We start from the raw sequence: 24,756 nt of genomic DNA, 5'->3' as shown, positions 1-24,756 counted from the left end.
TAAGACAAAGCTTAACGGTTTTGCCTGATGATCATAGCGGACTGGAACCACCTGATCCCATTCCGAACTCAGAAGTGAAACAGTCCAGCGCCGATGGTAGTGTGGATTACCCATGCAAGAGTAGGTCGTCGTCAGGCTCTTAATACGAAGAACCCGTCCTCGTGACGGGTTTTTTTATGCCTGAAATTTAGAGCCAGGCCCTGCGCCACAGCTATCCCTTCTGCAAACACTCAGTGAAAGTCCCGCGAGGGCGGCTCCAGGCCTTCCAGATGTGACGTCAGGTCTATCAACCGGTGGGCGATGACGTGCGCAGTCCTCCCTTCGTCGTCCTTATCGATCTCCCCGTATACCATTAGCAGTCGCGACTTGACGAGAGCGTCCATCTGCGCCATCGCGGTTTTTTTCCAGACAATGATATTGATTGAGCCTGTTTCGTCTTCCAGCGTGAGAAAGGTGACCCCGGTCGAGGTTTTTGGGCGTTGTCTGTTGATGACGACGCCTGCAACATAAGTCTTGAGGCCGGATTTTTGGTTTAGCAGGTCAACCGCCGGTAAGCTGTGAGGGCGAAATTATACGTCTACTCTGTGAGCGTGGTGTCTTCATGATTTAGTGGTTTTGGGCTGGTAGGAACTTTGTCATAATCGAAAGCTTCCCTTTTAAAGGAAGTGGGCAAGGGCTTTGTATATGAATGATAGATTGGTCGGAATTCTTTCTGACGGAGAGTTTCATTCTGGTGTTGAGCTAGGTGAACTTCTAGGTGTTACTCGAACTGCGGTGTGGAAGCATGTTTCGCAGTTGGCGACTTATGGGTTAAAAGTCGAGACGGTTAAAGGTAAGGGGTATCGGCTTGAGCATCCTTTACATCTGCTTGATGAGTCGCGACTGCGAGATGCTTTAGAGGGGCGTTGGAAAGATAAGCTGCGTGAGTTTAACGTGGCGCATTCTGTGGGGTCCACTAACGTAGAGCTTCTTGAAAGTAGTCGGGATTTGCCCGTAGGTTTATATGACATTCTCCTTGCTGAGAGGCAAACAGCAGGGAGGGGAAGACGGGGTAGGGTTTGGGTTAGCCCATTTGCTCAAAATATATATATGAGTGTAGCTGTCAGATTGCCTGGCGGATTTTCGGTTCTAAATGGTTTGAGCCTTGCGATTGGGGCTGCTGTTGCTGACGCTATAAATACTGTATGCGACATAGAAGTTTCTCTTAAGTGGCCGAATGATGTTTGGTATTCAGAGAGAAAGCTGGCGGGACTGTTGTTGGAAGTGCAGGGTGAGCAGGAAGGACCTGTGCATGTGGTCGTTGGCTTGGGGGTTAATGTACTTATGCAACCTGAGGCGGGTAGGGGTATCGATCAGTCTTGGACGGCATTGAATGATGTGTGTGAGGCGGGAGTGGACCGGAATCAGCTATGTGTAGCTCTGATTGATTCTGTCTTGCTTTGTCTTGAATCATATAAATCTAAGGGCTTTCTTGGCTTGAAAGGATTATGGGATAAGTATGATTTGCTCAAAGGGCGGCAGGTAATGGTTTCGAGCGGAAATGAGTGTTGGAGTGGAGAATATTTGGGTGTTTCCGATGAGGGGTATGCGCTTGTTCGAGGTGAGGATGGGGGGCTCAGATCCCTTGCTGGAGGAGAGATTACAGTTAGGCCTGTTTCATGAGAGAGCTCGATTTTGATGCGGGAAACTCAGGGTTAAAATGGCGTTTGGTTGAGTCCGGCCGAGTGTTGGTTCGCGGGAATGTCGACTACGGATCGATCGCGGGCAAATGGAGTATTCCTACTGAGGGGGTTGATAGGGCTCTGGTTAGTAGTGTTGCCTCGAAAGAGGTTAATGACTCTCTGCGAGAGGTTCTCAAAAATATTGCAAATGTATTCTGGGCGAAAACGGCTCCGTCATATGGCCGATTAGTTAATGCTTATACGGATTATGCGACCTTAGGAGTTGATCGATGGTTGGCTTTGGTTGCAGCCTACAATAAGTACCCCGAGGATTTGTGTGTTGTTGATTGTGGCACCGCGGTTACGGTGGACTATGTCGATAGATTTGGGGTGCATAAAGGGGGATATATTGCTCCTGGGGCTGCGCTAATGTTGAATGCTTTGAATGTGAGTACTGCAGCGCTTAAAGGGAGTTATGGAGTTGACTCTGAGATTGCTCCGGGCGGTTCCACCAGGGAATGTATTGAGAGGGGGGTGTTTTCAATGCAAAAAGCTTTTGTTCTAAGTGTGACCCGCAAGTTTGCCGAAAGCCGGGTTGTCTGCACTGGCGGAGGTGTTAGTGCTTTATTAGGGGATGACCGGGCTTATGTCTACATAGAAGAGCTGGTTTTGGATGGATTGCGAATTGTCGGTAATGGCGTTCCTGTAAACTGATTGGGGTTGAACCTGTGCGCTGGATCTTTATTTCTCTGCTTATGTTGAATGGGCTTGTTTTCGCTGTTCAATGGCTCGAACTGCAAAAACGAGAAGGATTGGAAGAAGTTCGTAATAGGGCGGCTTTATCTGAAACAGGCGCTAACCGCTTAACTTTACTTAGTGAAGTGGATGTGAGGGAAGAAAAGGTAGTTGTTGAGCTTGGCGCGGAAAAGGCGCCCGAAACTCCTGTCTCGAAAGGCGAGAAGCTTTGCCTTTTGATGGGGCCTTTTGAGGAGGATGCTCTTGCTCAGGGCTTGAGAATGGCTTTGGCAAAAAGGAGTGTGGAGTCGGTTGCATTTCCAAAGGACATCAGTCTTGCGCCTGAGTATTGGGTCTATTTGGAGCCAATGGAAAGTCGTAAGACGGCGATAATAAAGCTGCGGGAACTTCAGGTGAGGAAGATTGATAGCTACCTGATTAGTCAGGGGGAGTTGCGAAATGGTATTTCTTTGGGCTTATTCAAAAATGTAGACTCGGCGAATCGCTTACTTAAGCAAAGAATTAGCGAAGGTTATGACGCTAAGATTAAAGAAGTTCCAAAGGGGAGGCTCGAGTATTGGGTGGCCACAAAGGATGAGGTTAACCTTCAAACTATGGCGAGAGTAGATAACGTTTTAGATGAAAAAAACGTAAAGACAAATAAAAGACAAATTTTTTGTAAAAGTGTTGCATCGGGTGTGGAACTTCCCTAATATAGCGGCCTCGCGAAACAGGCGAGATGTAGAGCTGGTGTAGCTCAGTTGGTAGAGCAGCTGACTTGTAATCAGCAGGTCGGGGGTTCGATTCCGTCCACCAGCTCCATTTTTTTAGGGTTTCGCCTTGTGGTGGGTGAGCCTGTTCTGGGAGGGGTTCCCGAGTGGCCAAAGGGATCAGACTGTAAATCTGACGCGCAAGCTTCGCTGGTTCGAATCCAGCCCCCTCCACCACTTATTCAAGTGCGGGCATCGTATAGTGGCTATTACCTCAGCCTTCCAAGCTGATGACGCGGGTTCGATTCCCGCTGCCCGCTCCACGCTTTGTGGTATTGGTTTTGCTCATGTAGCTCAGTCGGTAGAGCACATCCTTGGTAAGGATGAGGTCACCGGTTCAATTCCGGTCATGAGCTCCACTAATTAATTCACTGAAGTCTCGGCTGCTGCATTTCTTTAGGGGATGGTCAAATGGCAAAAGAAAAGTTTGAGCGTAGTAAGCCTCACGTAAACGTGGGCACCATTGGTCACGTTGACCACGGTAAGACTACTTTGACAGCGGCCTTGACCCGCGTGTGTTCTGAAGTTTGGGGTGGTCAGGCGGTAGCGTTTGACGGTATCGATAATGCTCCAGAAGAAAAGGCGCGTGGTATCACAATCGCGACTTCTCACGTTGAGTACGAATCCCCCATTCGTCACTATGCGCACGTTGACTGCCCTGGGCACGCTGACTATGTAAAAAACATGATCACTGGTGCGGCTCAGATGGATGGCGCTATTCTGGTATGTTCTGCAGCTGACGGCCCTATGCCTCAGACTCGTGAGCACATCCTGCTGGCGCGTCAGGTTGGCGTTCCATACATCGTTGTGTTCCTGAACAAAGCGGACATGGTTGACGACGAAGAGTTGTTGGAACTGGTTGAGATGGAAGTTCGTGACCTGTTGAGTCAGTATGAATTCCCAGGTGACGACACTCCAATTATCGTTGGTTCTGCGCTGTTGGCGCTGGAAGGTAAAGACGATAACGGTATGGGCACCAGCGCTGTTAAGAAGCTGGTTGAAACTCTGGATGCGTACATCCCAGAGCCTGAGCGTGCAATTGACAAGCCGTTCCTGATGCCTATTGAAGACGTGTTCTCTATCTCTGGTCGCGGCACAGTTGTGACTGGTCGTGTAGAGCGCGGCATTGTCAGAGTCGGTGAGGAAGTCGAGATTGTTGGTATCAAAGATACTACCAAGACTACCTGTACTGGCGTTGAGATGTTCCGTAAGCTGCTGGACGAAGGTCGCGCAGGTGAGAACGTTGGTGTGTTGTTGCGTGGTACTAAGCGTGATGACGTAGAGCGCGGTCAAGTATTGGCCAAGCCAGGAACTATTACTCCGCACACCGTATTTGAGTCAGAAGTATACGTGCTGAGCAAAGACGAGGGTGGACGTCATACTCCTTTCTTCAAAGGATACCGTCCTCAGTTCTACTTCCGTACAACGGATGTGACTGGTGCGTGTGAATTGCCGGAAGGCGTAGAGATGGTTATGCCTGGCGATAACGTAAAAATGAAAGTCAGCCTGATCGCTCCAATCGCGATGGAAGAAGGTTTGCGCTTCGCGATTCGTGAAGGCGGCCGTACAGTTGGCGCTGGCGTTGTTGCTAAAATTTTCGAGTAACCTTTTTTAAGGTAGGCCAGTAGCTCAATTGGCAGAGCGGCGGTCTCCAAAACCGCAGGTTGGGGGTTCGATTCCCTCCTGGCCTGCCACCTTAAATTTTGGGTTTGGGTGGTTATGTCTTCAAACGTAGAGAAAAGTTCTGGGGCTTTCGATAAGCTGAAGTGGCTGCTTGTTGTTGCTTTGGTTGCCGTGGGGGTTGTTGGTAACTCCTTTTACGCTGATCAGTCGCTTCTTTATCGTGTGCTTGCTCTGGTTGCTTTGGCTCTGGTGGCGGGTTTTATAGCTGTACAGACCGAGAAAGGTAAATCTTTTTTGGTTCTGCTCAAAGAAGCTCGGATGGAGATAAGAAAGGTGGTTTGGCCAACCCGGCCCGAGTTGACTCAGACAACCCTGATAGTAGTTGTTTTTGTCCTTGTGGTGGCATTGTTGCTATGGGTCATTGATTCCCTGATCAGCTGGCTCGTGTCAGGCTTAATAGGGTAGGAGAAGGCCTTTGTCTAAGCGATGGTTTGTTGTTCAAGCCTATTCCGGCTTCGAGAAGCATGTCATGCGCTCCCTTAAGGAGCGCATAGTGCTTAAAGGGATGGAAGATCAGTTTGGTGAGATCTTGGTTCCTACAGAAGAAGTTGTGGAAATGAGAGAAGGGAAGAAGCGTAAAAGTGAGCGCAAATTCTATCCCGGCTATGTGCTTGTCCAAATGGAAATGAATGACGACACTTGGCATTTGGTTAAGTCTACGTCTCGTGTGTTGGGCTTTATAGGTGGTACTCCCGATAAGCCTGCTCCAATAAGTGATAAGGAGGCTGAGGCAATTCTTCGTCGAGTTGAAAGTGGCGCAGATAAGCCTAAGCCGAAGACTTTGTTTGAAGCCGGTGAAGTTGTTCGTGTTATCGATGGTCCTTTTGCAGACTTTAATGGTGTAGTTGAAGAAGTCGACTACGAGAAGAGTCGGGTGAAAGTGGCGGTTCTTATTTTTGGGCGCTCAACGCCAGTCGACTTGGAGTTTAGTCAGGTCGAGAAAGATTAATGTCTGTATGACGACTGCTCGCTTCGCCTTAGGTGGGGCGAGCTTTTTGTGTCTGTTCGGGGAGCACTAAGTGCGCTAAACCCATTAGGAGGAAAAATGGCTAAGAAAGTTAATGCCTATATAAAGTTACAAGTAAAAGCCGGTCAGGCTAATCCAAGCCCGCCTGTTGGTCCTGCATTGGGTCAGCACGGTGTAAACATCATGGAGTTCTGTAAAGCATTCAACGCCAAGACGCAAAATCTTGAGCCTGGCTTGCCGACTCCGGTTGTAATTACTGTATACAGTGACCGTAGCTTCACGTTTATTACAAAAACTCCACCTGCTTCAGTGCTGCTTAAGAAAGCTGCTGGTATTAAGAGCGGCTCTGGCCGTCCGAATACTGAAAAGGTCGGTACAGTGAATCGTGCGCAATTAGAAGAAATTGCGAATGTTAAAATGCCTGACTTGTCTGCGGGTAGCCTCGACGCTGCTGTTCGAACTATCGCTGGCACAGCTAGAAGCATGGGTCTGAACGTAGAGGAGTAAGACGTGGCTAAGTTAACTAAGCGCCAAAAGGCGATTCGTGAAAAAGTACAGGTTGGCAAGGCATACAGTGTAGAAGAGGCCGTAACTCTTTTAGCTGAGCTGTCTGGTTCTGTGAAATTTAAAGAATCTATTGATGTTTCTGTGAACCTTGGCGTAGATGCTCGCAAATCAGACCAAGTGGTCCGTAGCTCTACTGTATTGCCAAACGGGACAGGGAAAACTGTTCGCGTTGCGGTGTTCACTCAAGGCGCAAACGCCGATAAAGCAAAGGCGGCCGGCGCTGACATCGTAGGTATGGACGACTTGGCTGAAGAAGTTAAGAAAGGCAACCTGGATTTCGACGTTGTTATCGCAACTCCAGACGCTATGCGTGTTGTTGGTCAGCTGGGTCAGATTTTGGGCCCTCGCGGTCTTATGCCTAACCCTAAAGTGGGCACCGTAACCGCTGATGTTGAGTCTGCGGTTAAGAATGCTAAAGCAGGCCAGATTCGTTACAGAACTGACAAAAATGGCATCATTCACGCTCCTCTGGGTAATGTTGAGTTCTCTGCAGAGCACATTAAACAGAACTTGGAAGCTTTGATTGCTGATCTGAAGAAGATTAAGCCTTCTTCAGCGAAAGGTGTTTACCTCAAGAAGGTCACTATTTCGTCAACAATGGGCCCAGGCCTGTTGATTGATCAAAACAGCTTGGCAGTATAAATATGAAGATTTTGGTAGTCTTTCGGCATAAGCCGTAGGCTGTCCAAGACCGCAGGCTTTTCCCGGCGTCAGCCGGGAAGATTAAAAGTTCCTGCGCAGACGGCTGATAGTAGTTCCCCTGCTTAAAAGCCGTAAACGTCTCAGTGAGACATAGTACGACTAACCGGCTTGGCCGGTACACATAGGAGAAATCCGGTGGCAATTAGACTCGAAGACAAGAAAGCGATTGTCGCTGAAGTCAATGAGACTGCCAGTAAGGCCTTGTCATTGGTGATTGCCGACTATAGAGGCGTAACCTCAAATAAAATGTCTGAACTGCGCGCTAAAGCTCGTGCAGAAAGCGTTTCTTTGAGGGTTGTGCGTAACACTCTGGCTCGCCGTGCTGTTGAAGGCACTGAGTATGAGTGCGCGCGTGAAGCTTTTGTTGGCCCCACAATCTTGGCGTTTTCAATGGAAGATCCAGGAGCAGCAGCTCGCTTGCTTAAGGATTATGCAAAAGAAAACGACAAGTTTGAAATCAAGGCTCTTGCTGTTGGTGGTGAGATGCTTGCCGCTGATCAAGTCGATCGTCTGGCTAAACTCCCGACAAGGGATCAGGCTCTGGCGATGTTGATGAGCGTAATGCAGGCTCCTGTCACCAAGCTTGCACGTACACTAAACGAAATTCCTTCGAAAGTGACTCGTGCAGTTGCGGCAGTTCGCGACAAGAAGCAAGAAGCGGCATAACGGTTTTTTATTTTTGGCTTTTAGGAGATTTTAGAAATGGCTCTGTCAAAAGACGATATCCTTAATGCAATCGCAGAAATGAGCGTAATGGACGTAGTTGCGCTTGTTGAAGCAATGGAAGAAAAATTCGGCGTTTCCGCTGCGGCTGCAGTTGCAGTAGCTCCTGTTGCTACTGGCGAAGCAGCAGCGGTTGAAGAAAAAACCGAATTTGACGTAATTCTGCAGTCTGCAGGCGAGAAGAAAGTGAACGTGATCAAAGTAGTTCGCGGTATCACTGGTCTGGGCCTGAAAGAAGCTAAAGATCTGGTTGACGGCGCGCCTTCAACTGTTAAAGAAGCTCTTTCCAAAGACGACGCAGAAAAAGCTAAGAAAGAACTTGAAGAAGCCGGCGCTACGGTTGAACTCAAGTAAAACTTTGCTAGCTTTAGGCTATTAAAGAAGAATTCGGCTGGCGTTTATTCAACGTCAGCCGTTTTCCGTTGTGCAAGCTATAACTTTGCGACCTAAATTTCGCACGAACCGTAATAAGCATTTGCGGTTGTCGAACTCCTTCGAGCACACCAGAGTCAGTTTGAAGAAAGCTGGGGAATATCGATGACATACTCCTATACCGAGAAAAAACGAATTCGTAAAGACTTCGGAAAGCTTCCAGCAGTAATGGACGTTCCGTACCTCCTGTCCATACAGCTAGACTCCTATCATGATTTTTTACAGCAAAGCGTAGCAATAGAAGACCGGCAGGAAGTCGGCTTACATGCTGCGTTCAAGTCGGTATTTCCAATTGTCAGCTTTTCGGGAAATGCGGCCCTAGAATATGTAAGTTACCGGCTGGGCCAGCCCGTATTTGATGTAGCTGAATGTCAGCTGCGAGGCGTAACCTATGCGGCCCCATTAAGAGTTAAAGTTCGCTTGATTATCTATGATAAAGAGTCGTCCACCAAGGCGATTAAGGATATCAAGGAACAAGAAGTGTATATGGGAGAAGTTCCGTTAATGACTGAAAACGGGACTTTTGTTATCAATGGAACTGAGCGTGTCATCGTATCTCAGCTTCATAGATCTCCAGGCGTATTTTTCGACCACGATAAAGGTAAGACCCACTCTTCAGGCAAGTTGCTATACTCCGCGCGCATCATTCCTTATCGCGGCTCTTGGCTTGACTTTGAGTTCGATCCTAAGGACTGCGTGTTCGTTCGTATTGATCGTCGTAGAAAGTTGCCAGCGACAATACTTTTGCGCGCTCTGGGATATGCTGCTGACGAAATGCTCGAAATGTTCTTCGAGAACAGCCTGTTTGAAGTAGAAGGCGGCGAATACTTTTTGGATTTGGTTCCTAGCCGTTTGCGCGGCGATATCGCTATCTTTGAAATAAAAGATGACGAAGGCAACCTCATTGTAGAAGAAGGGCGTCGGGTTACGGCCAGACATATTCGACAAATGGAAAAGGCGGGCCTGAAGCGTCTGCGCGTTCCAAGCTCCTATTTATTAGGCAAAGTTACCGCAACTAATATTGCTGACCCTTCAACTGGGGAAGTTATTGTTGAGTGTAATACTGAAATTACTGACGACGTTATCGAGAAGTTCGAAAAAGCGGGCATTAAGAGAATTGAGACGCTTTATACCAACGACCTGGATTGCGGACCCTTCGTTTCTGATACTTTGAGAATCGATGCGACGCGTTCTCAGTTGGAGGCTTTGGTCGAAATTTATCGCATGATGCGTCCGGGTGAGCCACCGACGAAAGAGTCGGCGGAAAATCTATTCAACAACCTGTTCTTTTCCGAAGAGCGCTATGACCTCTCCGCTGTTGGACGCATGAAGTTCAATCGCCGACTGGGGCGCGAGGAAACAGAGGGGCTGGGCGTACTGAGTCATTCAGATATCATTGATGTTTTGAGAACGTTGATAGATATCCGTAATGGTAGGGGAGTGGTGGATGATATTGACCACCTTGGTAACCGTCGTGTTCGTTCCGTCGGCGAGATGGCTGAGAATCAGTTCCGTGTAGGATTGGTTCGCGTTGAACGTGCTGTGAAAGAGCGTCTGAGCATGGCTGAGTCTGAAGGACTTATGCCTCAAGACTTGATCAACGCCAAACCGGTTGCTGCAGCTGTAAAAGAGTTCTTTGGATCCAGCCAGCTGTCCCAGTTTATGGATCAGAATAACCCTCTGTCTGAAGTGACGCATAAGCGTCGGGTTTCTGCTTTAGGGCCGGGCGGTTTGACTCGTGAGCGCGCAGGTTTTGAAGTGCGCGACGTACATCCGACTCACTACGGGCGTGTTTGTCCTATCGAGACGCCTGAAGGTCCAAACATCGGTTTGATCAACTCTTTGGCGACCTATGCCCGCACAAACACTTACGGTTTCTTGGAAAGCCCGTATCGTAAAGTTGTTGATGGCTTGGTAACTGACGACATTGAGTACCTGTCGGCTATTGAAGAAAGCGACTATGTCATTGCTCAGGCAAGCGCTGCAGTTGATGAAAATGGTCGTTTAATTGATGAGTTGGTAACCGTTCGTCATAAGAATGAATTTACCGTAATGCCGCCGGAAAAAGTGACTCTGATGGATGTATCTCCTCGTCAGGTTGTATCTGTAGCGGCGTCTTTGATCCCGTTCTTGGAGCACGATGATGCTAACCGAGCTTTGATGGGATCGAACATGCAACGGCAGGCAGTGCCTACACTGAAGGCGGAAAAGCCTTTGGTTGGTACAGGTATGGAGCGTTACGTGGCTCAGGACTCTGGCGTGTGCGTGGTTGCACGGCGCGGTGGGGTTGTTGTTAGCGTTGATGCTGCTCGTATCGTAGTTCGCGTGAGTGATGATGAAACTGAGGCTGGAGATGCTGGGGTTGATATCTACAACCTTACCAAATACCAGCGTTCCAACCAGAATACCTGCATCAATCAGCGTTCCCTGGTGATGGAAGGTGATGAAGTTGCGCGTGGCGACGTACTTGCCGATGGCCCCTCTGTTGATTTGGGTGAGCTGGCTCTGGGTCAAAACATGCGTATCGCATTTATGCCGTGGAATGGTTACAACTTCGAGGACTCCATCCTTGTTTCTGAGCGAGTTGTACAGGAAGACCGGTTCACCACGATCCACATTCAGGAATTAACCTGCGTTGCAAGGGATACCAAGCTGGGGCCAGAAGAGGTCACTGCTGATATTCCCAATGTAGGTGAAAGTGCATTGGCGAAGTTGGACGACTCCGGAATTATCTACATCGGTGCTGAGGTTGAACCTGGCGATATCCTGGTTGGTAAGGTAACGCCAAAAGGCGAGACGCAGTTAACTCCAGAAGAGAAGCTGTTGCGCGCTATCTTTGGTGAGAAAGCGTCTGATGTGAAGGATACTTCCCTGCGCGTATCGACGGGTATGCGTGGAACCGTTATCGATGTGCAAGTCTTTACTCGTGATGGCGTTGAGAAAGATCAGCGTGCGAAGGAAATCGAACAAACTGAACTGAATAAATTCCGTAAAGACCTTAACGATGAATATAAAATTGTTGAGGGCGCGACATTCGAACGCTTGCGGTCCGCGCTGCTGGGGCAGTCTGTAATTGGTGGTCCTGGCCTGAAGAAAGGGGACGCGTTGACAGAAGTTCACTTCAACGCATTCGAGAAAGAGGAATGGTTCAAGCTGAACATGGCGGACGAGCAGCTAAATGAACTGCTCGAGAAGGCTGAAGGTCAGTTGCAAGAACGTCGCAAGAGTATCGAAGACCGTTACGAAGATAAGAAGCGCAAGCTGCAGTCCGGCGATGACTTGGCGCCAGGCGTTTTGAAAATTGTTAAGGTCTATGTTGCTGTGAAGCGTCGTATTCAGCCTGGTGACAAAATGGCGGGAAGACACGGGAACAAAGGTGTTATCTCTGCGATCAAGCCAGTTGAAGATATGCCTTACGATGAGCAGGGCAACCCGGTCGATATCGTATTGAACCCGTTGGGCGTACCGTCCCGTATGAACGTGGGACAGGTTCTTGAAACTCACTTGGGCGCTGCGGCGAAAGGACTTGGAGATAAGATCAACAGGATGTTGGCGGAGCAGAAGCAAGCTGCAGAAATTCGCAAGTTCCTGCACGAGATTTATAACGGGATCGGCGGACGCAACGAAGATTTGGACTCATTGTCCGACTCTGAAGTTCTGGTATTGGCGGCCAACCTGAAGAAGGGCGTGCCTATGGCTACACCTGTTTTCGATGGCGCCAAAGAGAAAGAAATTAAAGAGATGCTGCGTCTTGCGGACATGGATGATAGCGGGCAGGTCTGGCTGTATGACGGCCGTACCGGCGAGCGCTTCGAACGTCAAGTCACTGTGGGCTACATGTACATGCTGAAGTTGAACCACTTGGTCGACGACAAAATGCATGCTCGTTCTACTGGCTCTTACAGTTTGGTTACGCAGCAGCCGTTGGGCGGTAAAGCTCAATTCGGTGGACAAAGGTTCGGGGAAATGGAGGTCTGGGCGCTGGAAGCATATGGCGCAGCGTATACGTTGCAGGAAATGCTTACGGTTAAATCCGATGACGTTAATGGCCGTACGAAGATGTACAAAAACATCGTAGACGGCGATCACCGCATGGAGCCTGGTATGCCCGAGTCCTTTAACGTATTGGTTAAAGAGATCCGCTCTTTGGGTATCGATATCGAGCTCGAGGCCAACTAAGACGCGGCATGAACCTTCACAAACACCCGCAACCGGAGAGGGGGGGCGGGTGTTTGCTGCGAACCGAATTAACTAAGGGGCGAGAAGATCGCTTCTATTGATCAGTCAGAGGCCTTAGCCAATGAAAGATTTGCTGAACTTACTTAAAAATCAGAACTACGCTCACGAATTTGACTCGATTCGTATCTCCTTGGCGTCGCCTGATATGATCCGTTCATGGTCATTTGGTGAAGTCAAAAAGCCCGAAACTATTAATTATCGAACTTTCAAGCCAGAAAGGGATGGTCTTTTTTGCGCCAAAATTTTCGGCCCAATCAAAGATTATGAATGTCTTTGCGGGAAGTATAAGCGTCTTAAGCATAGAGGCGTTATTTGTGAGAAGTGCGGCGTAGAAGTTGCTCCAGCCAATGTTCGTCGTGAGCGCATGGGGCATATTGAATTGGCCTCGCCAGTTGCGCATATCTGGTTTTTGAAATCTTTGCCTTCGCGTATCGGTTTGCTGCTGGATATGACCCTGCGGGATATTGAGCGCGTTTTGTATTTCGAATCATTTATCGTCATTGATCCAGGCATGACTACCCTTGAGAAAGGGCAGCTGCTTTCGGATGAGCAATATTACGAAGCGTTGGAAGAGTTCGGAGATGAATTTGACGCACGTATGGGGGCCGAAGCAATCCAAGGGCTGCTGGCTGATTTGGAGTTAGAGGACGAAATTGAACGTCTTCGTGAAGAAATTCCTAATACTAACTCCGAGACTAAGATCAAAAAGCTGTCCAAGCGTTTGAAGCTTATGGAGGCTTTTGCAGAGTCTGGAAACCATCCGGAATGGATGATCCTTACTGTGTTGCCGGTTTTGCCACCGGATTTGCGTCCGTTAGTGCCTCTTGACGGCGGTCGATTCGCTACAAGCGATCTGAATGACCTCTATCGTCGCGTCATCAACCGAAATAATCGTCTGAAGCGCCTATTGGAGCTGAATGCTCCCGACATCATAGTGCGTAACGAGAAGCGGATGTTGCAGGAGTCTGTGGACGCGCTATTGGATAACGGTCGTCGTGGTCGTGCGATAACTGGTTCTAATAAGCGCCCGTTGAAGTCTTTGGCTGACATGATCAAAGGTAAGCAGGGTCGTTTCCGTCAGAACCTTCTTGGTAAGCGGGTTGACTACTCTGGTCGTTCCGTAATCGTTGTGGGGCCGACGTTGCGTCTGCATCAGTGCGGTTTGCCGAAGAAAATGGCGCTTGAGCTATTTAAGCCATTTATCTTCTCCAAGCTTGAGCATCGTGGTCTGGCTACAACGATTAAAGCAGCCAAGAAGATGGTTGAGCGCGAAGAGGCTGTGGTTTGGGATATTCTGGACGAAGTTATCCGGGAACACCCTGTTATGTTGAACCGCGCGCCAACTCTTCACCGGTTGGGTATTCAAGCTTTCGAACCTGTTCTGATCGAAGGTAAGGCGATACAGCTGCATCCGTTAGTGTGTACAGCATATAACGCTGACTTTGACGGCGACCAGATGGCTGTTCACGTGCCTCTGACGCTGGAAGCTCAGTTGGAAGCGCGAGCGTTGATGATGTCTACAAACAACATCCTTTCGCCAGCTAACGGGGATCCGATTATTGTTCCTTCGCAGGACGTTGTTCTTGGTCTCTACTTTATGACCAGGGAGCGAGTTAATGCGAAAGGCGAGGGAATGGTTTTCTCCGATATCAAGGAAGTTCAGCGCGCCTACGGAGCTAAGAAAGTTGATCTTCAGGCGAAGGTCAAGGTGCGGATTCGCGACGTCGTAATTGACGAAGATCGCAATAAGACAGTCACTGTGTCTGTGCTGGATACGACTGTTGGTCGAGCGATACTGTTTGATATTTTCCCTGAAGGCCTCGCGTTCTCGTTGGTTAACCAGAACATGACCAAAAAGGCGATTTCACGTCTTATTAACGCTTGCTACCGTCGAGTTGGTCTAAAGGAAACGGTCATTTTTGCTGACCAGATCATGTATACCGGCTTTTATTACGCGACTCTCTCCGGTGCATCGATTGGTGTGAACGACTTCGTTATTCCTGATGAAAAGGCGAAGATTATTGACGCTGCGGAAAATGAAGTTAAAGAGATCGAATCGCAGTTCGCTTCCGGTCTGCTAACTCAGGGTGAGAAATACAACAAGGTTATCGATATTTGGTCGCGGGCTAACGATAAAGTTTCCAAAGCGATGATGGATCGTCTTGGAAAAGAAAAGGTCATTAATAAAGACGGTAAAGAAGTCGATCAGGACTCCTTTAACTCTGTTTATATCATGGCTGACTCTGGTGCGCGGGGTTCTGCGGCTCAGATTCGTCAGTTGGCTGGTATGCGTGGTCTGATGGCGAAGCCCGATGGATCCATCATCGAGACGCCAATTACGGCTAACTTCCGGGAAGGTCTGAACGTTCTCCAGTACTTTATTTCTACGCACGGTGCGCGGAAGGGTCTGGCGGATACGGCATTGAAAACTGCTAACTCTGGATACTTGACTCGTCGTTTGGTTGACGTCGCCCAAGACTTGGTTGTAACTGATTTGGATTGCGGTACTTCCGAAGGCCTGCTGGTTACTCCTCATATTGAGGGGGGCGACGTTGTTGTTCCTTTGGGTGATCGAGTGCTGGGGCGTGTCACGGCAAGTGATGTTTACTCTGCATCCGACAACCAAAATGTTGTTGTGCCTGCGGGAACATTGCTTGATGAGACTACTGTAGAAACGCTTGAAAAGGCTGGTGTTGACGAGATTCTGGTTCGCTCTCCTATTACTTGCGAAACCAAATATGGCGTTTGTGCAAGCTGTTATGGTCGTGATCTGGCGCGTGGTCACTTGGTTAACGTCGGTGAAGCTATTGGGGTAATCGCTGCTCAGTCTATCGGTGAGCCTGGAACCCAGCTGACGATGCGTACCTTCCACATTGGTGGTGCGGCATCGAGAGCTTCTGCAGTCGATAACATTCAAGTTAAGCATGGCGGAACCGTCCGCTTGCATAACCTTAAGCACATCGAGAGAAAGAATGGCAATCTGGTTGTTGTCTCTCGATCATCCGCTTTGGCGATTGCGGACGAAGCTGGCCGTGAAAGAGAGTGGTATAAGCTTCCATACGGCGTTGAGCTGAGCGTGAAGCAAGGTCAGCAGGTTGCGGCAGGCGAAATCGTCGCTAAATGGGACCCGCATACGCACCCGATTATCACAGAGGTTGGCGGTAAAGCGATCTTTGTTGGCGTTGAAGAGGGTATTACTGTTAAGACCCAGACAGATGAAATTACAGGTCTGTCTAACATTGAGGTAATGGATCCGAAAGATCGCCCTGCTTCTGGAAAAGATATTCGTCCGATGCTGCAATTGCTGGATGCTAATGGCAAGGAGATGAAATTCCCAGGCACCGATACACCGGTACAGTACTTCCTGCCTCCAAACTCACTTTTCAGCTTGAAGAATGGGGATGTTATTGAAGTTGGTGATGTAATTGCGCGGATTCCGCAAGAGTCATCTAAGACACGCGATATTACAGGTGGTCTGCCACGAGTTGCTGACTTGTTCGAGGCCCGTAAGCCTAAAGAACCGTCAATTCTCGCTGAAATTTCAGGGATCGTTTCATTTGGTAAAGAAACCAAAGGCAAGAAGCGTCTTGTTATTACGCCAACCGATAATACTGATCCGTTTGAGATTTTGATTCCTAAATGGCGTCAGCTGAACGTATTTGAAGGTGAGAGCGTAGAGAGAGGGGAAGTTATCTCTGATGGCCCATCTAATCCGCACGACATCTTAAGACTGTTGGGCGTAGGTGAGCTGGCCAAGTACATCATTAACGAAATTCAAGACGTATACCGTCTCCAGGGCGTTGTTATAAACGATAAGCATATTGAAGTTATCGTGCGCCAAATGATTCGTAAGGTTGATGTATTGAGCTCTGGAGATACCACTCTCATTAAAGGCGATCAGGTTGAACTGGTAAAACTTCTGGAAGAAAACGAGAAAGCAGAAGAAGAAACGAAGATGCCAGCGCGCTACGAGCGAGTATTGCTGGGTATAACTAAAGCATCTTTGGCGACAGAAAGCTTCATTTCTGCTGCATCGTTCCAGGAGACTACCCGAGTTCTTACTGAGGCGGCTGTAACTGGTAAGCAGGATCACCTGCGTGGTTTGAAAGAGAACGTGGTTGTAGGTCGACTTATTCCTGCTGGAACTGGGTCTGCTTACCATCAAGAAAGAAGACGCAAGCGTATGCAGAAGGAAGGCGGCGTTAGCGCGGCGGATGTTGTTCAGGCGTTGAGCGCAGAACTGAATAAATAATCTGCAATGTCGAAGGCGGCTGGTGGTTTTTTAGCCTCAGTCGCCTTGACTCGTTGAATGGGCGTCAGTACACTTGGCGCCCTTATTATAGTTGGGCACTAAATATCTATCTGTTGTTAACGGAGTAAGCTTGAATGGCAACCATTAACCAATTGGTACGCAAGCCTAGAAGCCGCAAAGTCGCGAAAAGCGATGTTCCTGCGCTTCAAGGTTGTCCGCAGCGTCGCGGAGTATGTACCCGTGTGTATACGACTACCCCGAAAAAGCCGAACTCAGCTTTGCGGAAAGTTTGTCGTGTTCGTTTAACAAATGGCTATGAAGTAACTTCCTACATTGGTGGTGAAGGTCATAACCTACAAGAACACAGCGTAGTGCTGATTCGTGGCGGCCGGGTAAAAGACTTGCCAGGCGTACGTTATCACACTGTACGTGGAACTTTGGATACTGCTGGCGTAAACGATCGTAGACAAGGTCGTTCTAAATACGGCGCCAAGCGTCCGAAGTCTTGATCATAGTTGTTGGATAAGAGTAAGGCTGACTGGCTTAAAGTCATGTCAGATTTACCTGAAGACCTTTTTTATTTTTGAGGGCTTATCATGCCAAGAAGAAGAGTCGCTGCGAAGCGTGAAATCCTGCCGGATCCTAAGTTCGGAAGTAAGAAACTGGCTAAGTTTATCAACCACGTAATGGAAAGTGGTAAGAAGTCGGTGGCGGAGCGTATTGTTTATGGTGCTCTGGATATTGTGTCCAACAAAGCCAAAAAAGAGCCAATTGAAACATTTGAGCTTGCTCTGGAAAACATTCAGCCTCTGGTTGAAGTTAAGTCCCGTCGTGTAGGTGGCGCCACCTATCAGGTGCCAGTAGAAGTTCGTCCATCTCGTCAAATGGCGCTATCCATGCGTTGGTTGGTTGAGTACTCCCGTAAGCGTGGTGAGAAGTCCATGGCTGCACGTCTGGCGGCTGAGATGCTGGAGGCTGCTGAAGGTCGTGGAGCTGCTGTCAAGAAGCGTGAAGACGTCCATCGTATGGCGGAAGCTAACAAGGCTTTCTCCCATTACCGTTTTTAATATTTGGAGTAATTAATCGTGGCACGTAAAACTCCCATAGAGCGCTACCGTAATATCGGTATTTGTGCTCACGTTGACGCAGGTAAAACTACGACAACGGAGCGTGTTCTGTTTTATACCGGTCTTTCTCATAAGATTGGTGAGGTGCACGACGGCGCGGCAACAATGGACTGGATGGAGCAGGAGCAAGAGCGCGGTATTACTATTACTTCCGCGGCGACGACTTGTTTCTGGGCTGGTATGCAACAGCAGTTTGATCAGCATCGCGTCAATATTATCGATACGCCAGGGCACGTTGACTTTACAATTGAAGTCGAGCGCTCGCTGCGAGTTCTGGATGGCGCAGTAGTTGTGCTGTGTGGCTCTTCTGGTGTACAGCCTCAGACAGAAACTGTATGGCGTCAGGCTAACAAGTACGAAGTTCCACGCATGGTGTTCGTGAATAAAATGGACCGTGCGGGCGCTAACTTTTTGCGTGTTGTTAAGCAGCTGAAAGATCGCTTGGGCGCCACTCCGGTTCCCCTTCAGATGACCATTGGCGCTGAAGATGAGTTTAAGGGGGTGGTTGACCTGGTTAAGATGAAGTCGATCATCTGGAACGAAGCTGATCAAGGTATGACTTTTGAGTATCAGGACATTCCGGCTGATCTTCAAGAGACGTGCGACAAGCTTCGTGAGCAATTAGTTGAAGCTGCTGCTGAAGCTAATGACGACTACATGAATAAGTACCTGGAAGAAGGCGAGTTAACTGAGGAAGAAATCAAGGCTGGCATTCGTGCTCGCACCTTGGCTAACGAGATTGTTCCTGTATTGGGTGGTTCTGCATTTAAGAATAAAGGCGTTCAGGCGGTGCTTGATGCTGTTATTGAATATCTGCCTTCGCCAACGGAAGTTAAGGCGATTGAGGGTATTCTTGATGACGGAGAGACTGTCGCAGTTCGCAAGTCTGACGATAATGAGCCGTTTTCAGCGCTGGCGTTTAAGATTGCAACGGACCCATTTGTTGGAACGTTGACTTTTATTCGCGTTTACTCAGGTGTTCTGGAATCGGGTACGGGTGTCTATAACCCTGTTAAGAGCAAGAAAGAGCGGATTGGTCGAATGGTGCAAATGCACTCGAACAACCGTGAAGAGATCAAAGAGGTTCGCGCTGGTGACATTGCAGCGATGATTGGTCTTAAAGATGTTACAACTGGTGATACTTTATGTGATCCAGATAACATCATTACTCTGGAGCGCATGGAATTCCCGGATCCGGTTATCTCTGTTGCAGTAGAGCCCAAGTCTAAGGCGGATCAAGAGAAAATGGGTATTGCTCTGGGCAAGTTGGCTCAGGAGGATCCATCTTTCCGTGTTAAGACTGACGAAGAGACTGGTCAAACTATTATCTCGGGAATGGGCGAGTTGCACCTTGATATTATCGTTGACCGTATGCGTCGCGAGTTCAAGGTTGAGGCGAATATTGGTAAGCCTCAAGTCGCGTACCGTGAGGCTATTCGCAATACCTGCGAAATCGAAGGTAAATTTGTTCGTCAGTCAGGTGGTCGTGGTCAGTATGGTCACGTCTGGATTAAGTTTGAGCCGCGCGCAGAAGGCGAGGGGCTGGAATTTGTGAATGAGATTGTGGGTGGTGTGGTTCCGAAGGAATATATTCCTGCAATTCAAAAGGGTATCGAAGAGCAGATGCAAAACGGTATTCTGGCTGGCTATCCTTTGTTGGCTTTGAAGGCGACTGTTTTTGATGGATCCTACCACGACGTTGACTCTAACGAGATGGCGTTTAAAATTGCCGCCAGCATGGCTACCAAGCAGCTTGCGGGCAAGGGTGGTGCCGTACTGCTTGAGCCTATTATGAAGGTTGAGGTGGTCACTCCTGAAGAAAATATGGGTGACGTAGTAGGTGATTTGAACCGGCGTCGCGGCTTGATTCAGGGTATGGATGAAAGCGTGTCTGGTAAGGTTGTGAATGCAGAGGTGCCTTTGGCTGAAATGTTTGGCTACGCCACTGATCTGCGCTCAGCGACTCAGGGTCGTGCGACATATACTATGGAGTTTGCTCAGTATGCAGAGGCTCCAAACAATGTTGCTGAAGCTATTATTAGTGCACGTAGCAAATAGTTTAATCATTCGTAGTTGAAACTTTTTAGAATAGTGATTTAGAGAGGAACTGACTGTGGCAAAAGAAAAGTTTGAACGCAGCAAGCCGCACGTAAACGTAGGCACCATTGGTCACGTTGACCACGGTAAGACTACTTTGACAGCGGCCTTGACCCGCGTGTGTTCTGAAGTTTGGGGTGGTCAGGCGGTAGCGTTTGACGGTATCGATAATGCTCCAGAAGAAAAGGCGCGTGGTATCACAATCGCGACTTCTCACGTTGAGTACGAATCCCCCATTCGTCACTATGCGCACGTTGACTGCCCTGGGCACGCTGACTATGTAAAAAACATGATCACTGGTGCGGCTCAGATGGATGGCGCTATTCTGGTATGTTCTGCAGCTGACGGCCCTATGCCTCAGACTCGTGAGCACATCCTGCTGGCGCGTCAGGTTGGCGTTCCATACATCGTTGTGTTCCTGAACAAAGCGGACATGGTTGACGACGAAGAGTTGTTGGAACTGGTTGAGATGGAAGTTCGTGACCTGTTGAGTCAGTATGAATTCCCAGGTGACGACACTCCAATTATCGTTGGTTCTGCGCTGTTGGCGCTGGAAGGTAAAGACGATAACGGTATGGGCACCAGCGCTGTTAAGAAGCTGGTTGAAACTCTGGATGCGTACATCCCAGAGCCTGAGCGTGCAATTGACAAGCCGTTCCTGATGCCTATTGAAGACGTGTTCTCTATCTCTGGTCGCGGCACAGTTGTGACTGGTCGTGTAGAGCGCGGCATTGTCAGAGTCGGTGAGGAAGTCGAGATTGTTGGTATCAAAGATACTACCAAGACTACCTGTACTGGCGTTGAGATGTTCCGTAAGCTGCTGGACGAAGGTCGCGCAGGTGAGAACGTTGGTGTGTTGTTGCGTGGTACTAAGCGTGATGACGTAGAGCGCGGTCAAGTATTGGCCAAGCCAGGAACTATTACTCCGCACACCGTATTTGAGTCAGAAGTATACGTGCTGAGCAAAGACGAGGGTGGACGTCATACTCCTTTCTTCAAAGGATACCGTCCTCAGTTCTACTTCCGTACAACGGATGTGACTGGTGCGTGTGAATTGCCGGAAGGCGTAGAGATGGTTATGCCTGGCGATAACGTAAAAATGAAAGTCAGCCTGATCGCTCCAATCGCGATGGAAGAAGGTTTGCGCTTCGCGATTCGTGAAGGCGGCCGTACAGTTGGCGCTGGCGTTGTTGCTAAAATTTTCGAGTAAGACTAGCCAGTCATAAGGTAAAGGGGGAGCTCGCTCCCCCTTTTTTATTGAGCTGTTTAAAAAGTGCTCTTGACAGGAAATGGCCAGCTGCTTAAAATGCGGCTCCTTTTTGTAGGGTATGGCTGTCTTCCGTCGTTGGATTCGGAGTAAATAAATGCAAGGCCAGAAAATTAGAATCAGGCTAAAAGCGTTCGACTATCGTTTGATCGATCAGTCTACGCAAGAGATCGTTGATACGGCAAAACGTACTGGTGCGCAAGTTCGCGGGCCAATCCCTTTGCCAACCAAAAAAGAGCGCTTTACGGTGCTGATATCTCCGCACGTAAACAAAGATGCGCGCGATCAGTACGAGATTCGCACTCATAAGCGCTTGTTGGATATTGTTGAGCCTACAGAGAAAACTGTAGACGCACTGATGAAGCTGGATCTTGCAGCGGGCGTTGATGTCCAAATTAGCCTAGGCTAAGCAAGGTTGACGCATATAGCGTCGCTTCATTGGTGTAACACTTTTGTATGTGGCCATAGAGGGTGAAAGCCCCGTGCACTAAGAGGTGAAAAATGGCGATTGGTTTGGTCGGCCGTAAGGCTGGCATGACTCGTTTGTTTGAAGATGACGGCGCAGCCGTCCCGGTCACTGTGATTCAGGTCGAGAAAAACGTCATTGCTCAGGTTAAAAGTCTTGAGGTTGACGGTTATCGGGCAATTCAGGTGGCTTCTGGTTCAGTGAAGGCGTCGCGCGTAAATAAGCCCATGGCGGGCCATTTTGCTAAAGCTGGCGTTGAAGCTGGACGTGTCGTTTGTGAATTTACTTTGGACGCCACTGACTCTGCCGAGTACAAGGTTGGCGACGAAGTTCCCGTCACTATCTTTGAAGCCGGACAAAAAGTTGATGTGTCTGGGCGTTCAAAGGGTAAAGGTTTTGCTGGCGTTATCAAGCGCTGGAACTTCTCTACTCAAGATGCCACTCACGGTAACTCTCTTTCTCATCGCGCTCCTGGCTCTATTGGTCAGAACCAGTCTCCTGGACGAGTGTTCAAAGGCAAAAAAATGGCTGGCCAGATGGGCAATAAAAACGTCACTGTGCAGACTCTTAAAATTGTAAGAGTCGACGAAGAGAAAGGTTTGCTTCTGATTAAGGGCGCAGTTCCTGGAGCGACCGGCGCAGACGTGGTTATCAAGCCCGCGGTTAAAGCATAAGAGGGGTGAGAGATGGAGTTAACGATTAATGGTGCGGGTAAGGGTACTGTTTCAGTATCTGACGTGGCCTTTGCAAGAGATTTTAACGAAGCTCTGGTTCACCAAGTAGTTACTGCTTATTTGGCTGGTGGTCGTCAGGGTTCAAAAGCCCAGAAGACACGCTCCCAAGTGAGCGGCGGTGGAAAGAAACCATGGCGTCAAAAGGGTAGTGGCCGTGCTCGTGCGGGTACTATTCGCAGCCCTATCTGGAGAGGCGGCGGTAAAACATTCGCTGCTACGCCGTTGGATCACTCTCAGAAAGTGAACAAAAAGATGTACCGCGCAGCAATGCAGTCAATTCTGTCTGAACTTGTTAGACAGGAGCGCCTGGTTGTTGTTGAGGAAATGGCTGTAGAAGCTCCAAAGACCAAGCAGTTCAATGCGAAGCTGAAGGACCTTGGGCTGGAGAATGTATTAATAGTAGCGGATGCGGTTGATCAAAACCTGTATTTGGCTTCCCGTAACATTCCGCATGTCGATGTGTGTGACGCTGTTGCTATTAACCCTGTCAGCCTTATCGCGCATGACAAGGTGCTAGTTACTGTCTCTGCGCTTAAGAAAATTGAGGAGATGTTGGGATGAACCAAGAAAGGCTCTATAAGGTTTTGCTTGGGCCCCATATTTCGGAAAAGGCCACATTGTTAGCGGAAATCAACAATCAAGTGGTCTTCCGTGTGGCGGCCGATGCCAAAAAGCCCGAGATTAAAAAAGCGGTTGAAGCTTTGTTTGATGTTAAGGTTGAGTCGGTGCAGGTTGTGAATATCAAGGGTAAAACCAAGCGTACCGCACGTGGTATGGGTAAGCGCAATGATATTCGTAAGGCATATGTTCGTCTTGCCTCCGGTCAATCTATCGATTTTGTAGATGTCGAGTAAGGGGGGAGCGAATAATGCCAGTTGTTAAAACTAAACCAACATCTCCCGGTCGTAGACATGTAGTGGCTGTTACAAATCCGTCACTGCATAAAGGCGCTCCTTTGGCGTCGTTGACTGAGAAAAAACGTAAGAACGGCGGACGCAACAACGCAGGTCGAATTACTGTGCGCCATCAGGGCGGCGGCCATAAGCAGTTGTATCGTGTTGTCGACTTTAAGCGCACCAAGGATGGCATTCCTGCTGTTGTTGAGCGCTTGGAATATGACCCTAACCGTACCGCGCATATTGCATTGTTGAAATATGCCGACGGAGAGCGTCGTTACATTATTGCTCCTAAGGGCGTATCTGTAGGTGACGCAATCGCTTCCGGACAAGAAGCTCCGATTCGCGTGGGAAGCTGCCTGCCTCTGAGAAACATTCCCGTAGGTTCTGTCGTTCATTGTATCGAAATGAAGCCAGGCAAGGGTGCCCAGATTGCTAGAAGCGCTGGCGCTTCGGCCCAGGTCGTTGCTCGCGAAGGGGCATATGCAACAATCCGTTTGCGCTCCGGCGAGATGCGTAAGGTGCTTGTAGAGTGTCGCGCTACATTGGGCGAAGTATCCAATAGCGAGAACAACCTGCGTGTATACGGAAAAGCTGGTGCTAAACGCTGGCGTGGGGTAAGACCTACCGTTCGTGGTACTGCGATGAACCCAGTTGACCACCCGCATGGTGGTGGTGAAGGGCGTAACTTCGGTAAGCACCCGGTTACTCCTTGGGGTGTTCCTACGAAGGGTTACAAAACTCGTAAGAACAAGCGTACAGACAAAATGATTGTGCGTCGTCGCAAAGCTAAGTAAGGGGGTCTCTCGTGCCACGTTCCTTAAAGAAAGGTCCATTTATTGATCTTCACCTTCTCAAGAAAGTGGAGACAGCGGTAGAAGTCAAAGACAAGAAGCCAATTAAAACTTGGTCACGTCGCTCCACCATTTTTCCGGAAATGGTTGGTTTAACTATCGCAGTTCATAACGGTCGTCAACATGTTCCTGTCTATGTGACTGAAGACATGGTCGGCCATAAACTGGGTGAATTTGCAGCCACACGTACTTATCGCGGACACGCTGCAGACAAGAAAGCTAAACGGTAAGAGGGTATAGAGATGGAAGTAGCGGCAAAATTATTTGGTGCTCGCTTATCTGCTCAGAAAGCTCGTTTAGTTGCAGATCAGGTGCGCGGTAAGCGGGTTGAAGAAGCGTTGGACATATTGACCTTTAGTCCCAAAAAGGCTTCTAGCATTATCAAGAAAGTGCTGGAGTCAGCTATCGCCAATGCTGAGCATAACGAAGGGCTGGATGTTGATGAGCTGAAGGTGGCCACTATCTGCGTAGACGAAGGTCCTACAATGAAGCGGATTAAGCCTAGAGCGAAAGGTCGGGCGGATCGCATTTTCAAGCGGACTTGCCATATCACCGTCAAGGTAGCCGAAGAGTAGGAGATAGCA

General features: G+C 48.9%; 24 protein-coding genes, 5 tRNA genes and 1 rRNA gene. 29 read left to right on the top strand and 1 reads right to left on the bottom strand.

Going from position 1 to position 24,756, the window contains the following annotated elements:
- Positions 1–23 precede the first annotated feature (23 nt).
- Positions 24–137, top strand: a 5S ribosomal RNA gene (gene rrf, locus ACQYWX_RS27415).
- Between the two features lie 93 nt (positions 138–230).
- On the opposite strand, the gene ACQYWX_RS27410 is transcribed toward rrf, so the two are convergent.
- Positions 231–491: an OB-fold nucleic acid binding domain-containing protein gene (locus tag ACQYWX_RS27410; RefSeq protein WP_431689538.1), complete on the bottom strand. Its 261-nt coding sequence runs from the start codon at positions 489–491 to the stop codon at positions 231–233.
- A gap of 193 nt (positions 492–684) precedes the next feature.
- On the opposite strand from ACQYWX_RS27410, the gene ACQYWX_RS27405 reads away from it, so the two are divergent.
- The 28 genes from ACQYWX_RS27405 to rplV all read left to right on the top strand — a co-directional run bounded on the left by ACQYWX_RS27405 (position 685) and on the right by rplV (position 24,747).
- Positions 685–1,662 carry a biotin--[acetyl-CoA-carboxylase] ligase gene (locus ACQYWX_RS27405; protein ID WP_431687028.1) on the top strand — a complete coding sequence of 326 codons (978 nt, stop codon included), beginning with the start codon at positions 685–687 and terminating at the stop codon, positions 1,660–1,662.
- Positions 1,659–2,375: a type III pantothenate kinase gene (locus ACQYWX_RS27400; RefSeq protein ID WP_431687027.1), complete on the top strand. Its 717-nt coding sequence runs from the start codon at positions 1,659–1,661 to the stop codon at positions 2,373–2,375. The genes ACQYWX_RS27405 and ACQYWX_RS27400 overlap by 4 nt, the downstream gene beginning before the upstream one ends.
- Positions 2,376–2,389: 14 nt before the next feature.
- A complete protein-coding gene (locus tag ACQYWX_RS27395; RefSeq protein ID WP_431687026.1) occupies positions 2,390–3,109 on the top strand; it encodes a hypothetical protein in 720 nt (239 codons plus the stop codon).
- A gap of 33 nt (positions 3,110–3,142) precedes the next feature.
- A tRNA-Thr gene (locus ACQYWX_RS27390) sits at positions 3,143–3,218 on the top strand.
- 41 nt (positions 3,219–3,259) lie between these two features.
- A tRNA-Tyr gene (locus ACQYWX_RS27385) sits at positions 3,260–3,343 on the top strand.
- Positions 3,344–3,354: 11 nt separating this feature from the next.
- Positions 3,355–3,429: transfer RNA gene (locus tag ACQYWX_RS27380), tRNA-Gly, on the top strand.
- A 20-nt stretch (positions 3,430–3,449) separates the two neighbouring features.
- Positions 3,450–3,525 (top strand) — tRNA-Thr (locus ACQYWX_RS27375).
- A 52-nt stretch (positions 3,526–3,577) separates the two neighbouring features.
- Positions 3,578–4,771, top strand: coding sequence for an elongation factor Tu (gene tuf, locus ACQYWX_RS27370; protein WP_011399922.1), 1,194 nt, complete (start codon positions 3,578–3,580; stop codon positions 4,769–4,771).
- A gap of 13 nt (positions 4,772–4,784) precedes the next feature.
- Positions 4,785–4,860, top strand: a tRNA-Trp gene (locus ACQYWX_RS27365).
- 25 nt (positions 4,861–4,885) lie between these two features.
- Entirely contained in the window at positions 4,886–5,254 is a 369-nt protein-coding gene (gene secE, locus ACQYWX_RS27360) for a preprotein translocase subunit SecE (protein WP_431687025.1), read from the top strand.
- A gap of 10 nt (positions 5,255–5,264) precedes the next feature.
- Positions 5,265–5,798, top strand: a complete 534-nt coding sequence (nusG, locus tag ACQYWX_RS27355) for a transcription termination/antitermination protein NusG (RefSeq protein ID WP_127973670.1) — start codon at positions 5,265–5,267, stop codon at positions 5,796–5,798.
- Positions 5,799–5,894: 96 nt separating this feature from the next.
- Positions 5,895–6,323 (top strand): 50S ribosomal protein L11, encoded by a 429-nt coding sequence (rplK, locus tag ACQYWX_RS27350; RefSeq protein ID WP_127973669.1) that lies wholly within the window; start codon positions 5,895–5,897, stop codon positions 6,321–6,323.
- 3 nt (positions 6,324–6,326) lie between these two features.
- Positions 6,327–7,025 (top strand): 50S ribosomal protein L1, encoded by a 699-nt coding sequence (gene rplA / locus ACQYWX_RS27345; RefSeq protein WP_431687024.1) that lies wholly within the window; start codon positions 6,327–6,329, stop codon positions 7,023–7,025.
- 195 nt (positions 7,026–7,220) lie between these two features.
- The gene (rplJ, locus tag ACQYWX_RS27340) at positions 7,221–7,751 is read left to right on the top strand and encodes a 50S ribosomal protein L10 (RefSeq protein WP_431687023.1); all 531 of its coding nucleotides are present in this window, start codon (positions 7,221–7,223) and stop codon (positions 7,749–7,751) included.
- Positions 7,752–7,787: 36 nt separating this feature from the next.
- Positions 7,788–8,162, top strand: a complete 375-nt coding sequence (gene rplL / locus ACQYWX_RS27335) for a 50S ribosomal protein L7/L12 (RefSeq protein ID WP_431687022.1) — start codon at positions 7,788–7,790, stop codon at positions 8,160–8,162.
- A gap of 183 nt (positions 8,163–8,345) precedes the next feature.
- A complete protein-coding gene (gene rpoB, locus ACQYWX_RS27330) occupies positions 8,346–12,419 on the top strand; it encodes a DNA-directed RNA polymerase subunit beta (protein WP_216740410.1) in 4,074 nt (1,357 codons plus the stop codon).
- Between the two features lie 121 nt (positions 12,420–12,540).
- Positions 12,541–16,731 carry a DNA-directed RNA polymerase subunit beta' gene (rpoC, locus tag ACQYWX_RS27325; RefSeq protein ID WP_216740409.1) on the top strand — a complete coding sequence of 1,397 codons (4,191 nt, stop codon included), beginning with the start codon at positions 12,541–12,543 and terminating at the stop codon, positions 16,729–16,731.
- A gap of 134 nt (positions 16,732–16,865) precedes the next feature.
- On the top strand, positions 16,866–17,240 hold the full coding sequence (rpsL, locus tag ACQYWX_RS27320; protein ID WP_127973663.1) for a 30S ribosomal protein S12: 375 nt from the start codon (positions 16,866–16,868) through the stop codon (positions 17,238–17,240).
- Between the two features lie 87 nt (positions 17,241–17,327).
- Positions 17,328–17,798, top strand: coding sequence for a 30S ribosomal protein S7 (rpsG, locus tag ACQYWX_RS27315; RefSeq protein WP_011399924.1), 471 nt, complete (start codon positions 17,328–17,330; stop codon positions 17,796–17,798).
- An 18-nt stretch (positions 17,799–17,816) separates the two neighbouring features.
- Complete coding sequence (fusA, locus tag ACQYWX_RS27310) at positions 17,817–19,916, top strand: elongation factor G (RefSeq protein WP_216740408.1); 2,100 nt, start codon at positions 17,817–17,819, stop codon at positions 19,914–19,916.
- 55 nt (positions 19,917–19,971) lie between these two features.
- Positions 19,972–21,165 carry an elongation factor Tu gene (gene tuf / locus ACQYWX_RS27305; protein ID WP_011399922.1) on the top strand — a complete coding sequence of 398 codons (1,194 nt, stop codon included), beginning with the start codon at positions 19,972–19,974 and terminating at the stop codon, positions 21,163–21,165.
- 154 nt (positions 21,166–21,319) lie between these two features.
- Positions 21,320–21,631: a 30S ribosomal protein S10 gene (rpsJ, locus tag ACQYWX_RS27300; protein ID WP_011399921.1), complete on the top strand. Its 312-nt coding sequence runs from the start codon at positions 21,320–21,322 to the stop codon at positions 21,629–21,631.
- Between the two features lie 92 nt (positions 21,632–21,723).
- Positions 21,724–22,362: a 50S ribosomal protein L3 gene (rplC, locus tag ACQYWX_RS27295; protein WP_127973661.1), complete on the top strand. Its 639-nt coding sequence runs from the start codon at positions 21,724–21,726 to the stop codon at positions 22,360–22,362.
- A gap of 12 nt (positions 22,363–22,374) precedes the next feature.
- On the top strand, positions 22,375–22,983 hold the full coding sequence (gene rplD / locus ACQYWX_RS27290) for a 50S ribosomal protein L4 (protein WP_011399919.1): 609 nt from the start codon (positions 22,375–22,377) through the stop codon (positions 22,981–22,983).
- Positions 22,980–23,276 carry a 50S ribosomal protein L23 gene (rplW, locus tag ACQYWX_RS27285; protein WP_127973659.1) on the top strand — a complete coding sequence of 99 codons (297 nt, stop codon included), beginning with the start codon at positions 22,980–22,982 and terminating at the stop codon, positions 23,274–23,276. Before rplD ends, rplW begins: the two co-directional genes overlap by 4 nt.
- A 14-nt stretch (positions 23,277–23,290) precedes the next feature.
- Positions 23,291–24,115: a 50S ribosomal protein L2 gene (gene rplB, locus ACQYWX_RS27280; protein ID WP_127973658.1), complete on the top strand. Its 825-nt coding sequence runs from the start codon at positions 23,291–23,293 to the stop codon at positions 24,113–24,115.
- An 11-nt stretch (positions 24,116–24,126) separates the two neighbouring features.
- On the top strand, positions 24,127–24,402 hold the full coding sequence (rpsS, locus tag ACQYWX_RS27275) for a 30S ribosomal protein S19 (RefSeq protein WP_011399916.1): 276 nt from the start codon (positions 24,127–24,129) through the stop codon (positions 24,400–24,402).
- A gap of 12 nt (positions 24,403–24,414) precedes the next feature.
- Positions 24,415–24,747, top strand: a complete 333-nt coding sequence (gene rplV, locus ACQYWX_RS27270; protein ID WP_011399915.1) for a 50S ribosomal protein L22 — start codon at positions 24,415–24,417, stop codon at positions 24,745–24,747.
- The last annotated feature ends 9 nt before the right edge of the window (positions 24,748–24,756 follow it).

The sequence above is a fragment of the Hahella sp. NBU794 genome, assembly GCF_050749805.1.
Classification (GTDB): domain Bacteria; phylum Pseudomonadota; class Gammaproteobacteria; order Pseudomonadales; family Oleiphilaceae; genus Hahella.
Note: the sequence above shows the minus strand (reverse complement) of the source record. Positions and strands in the feature narration are given on the sequence as shown.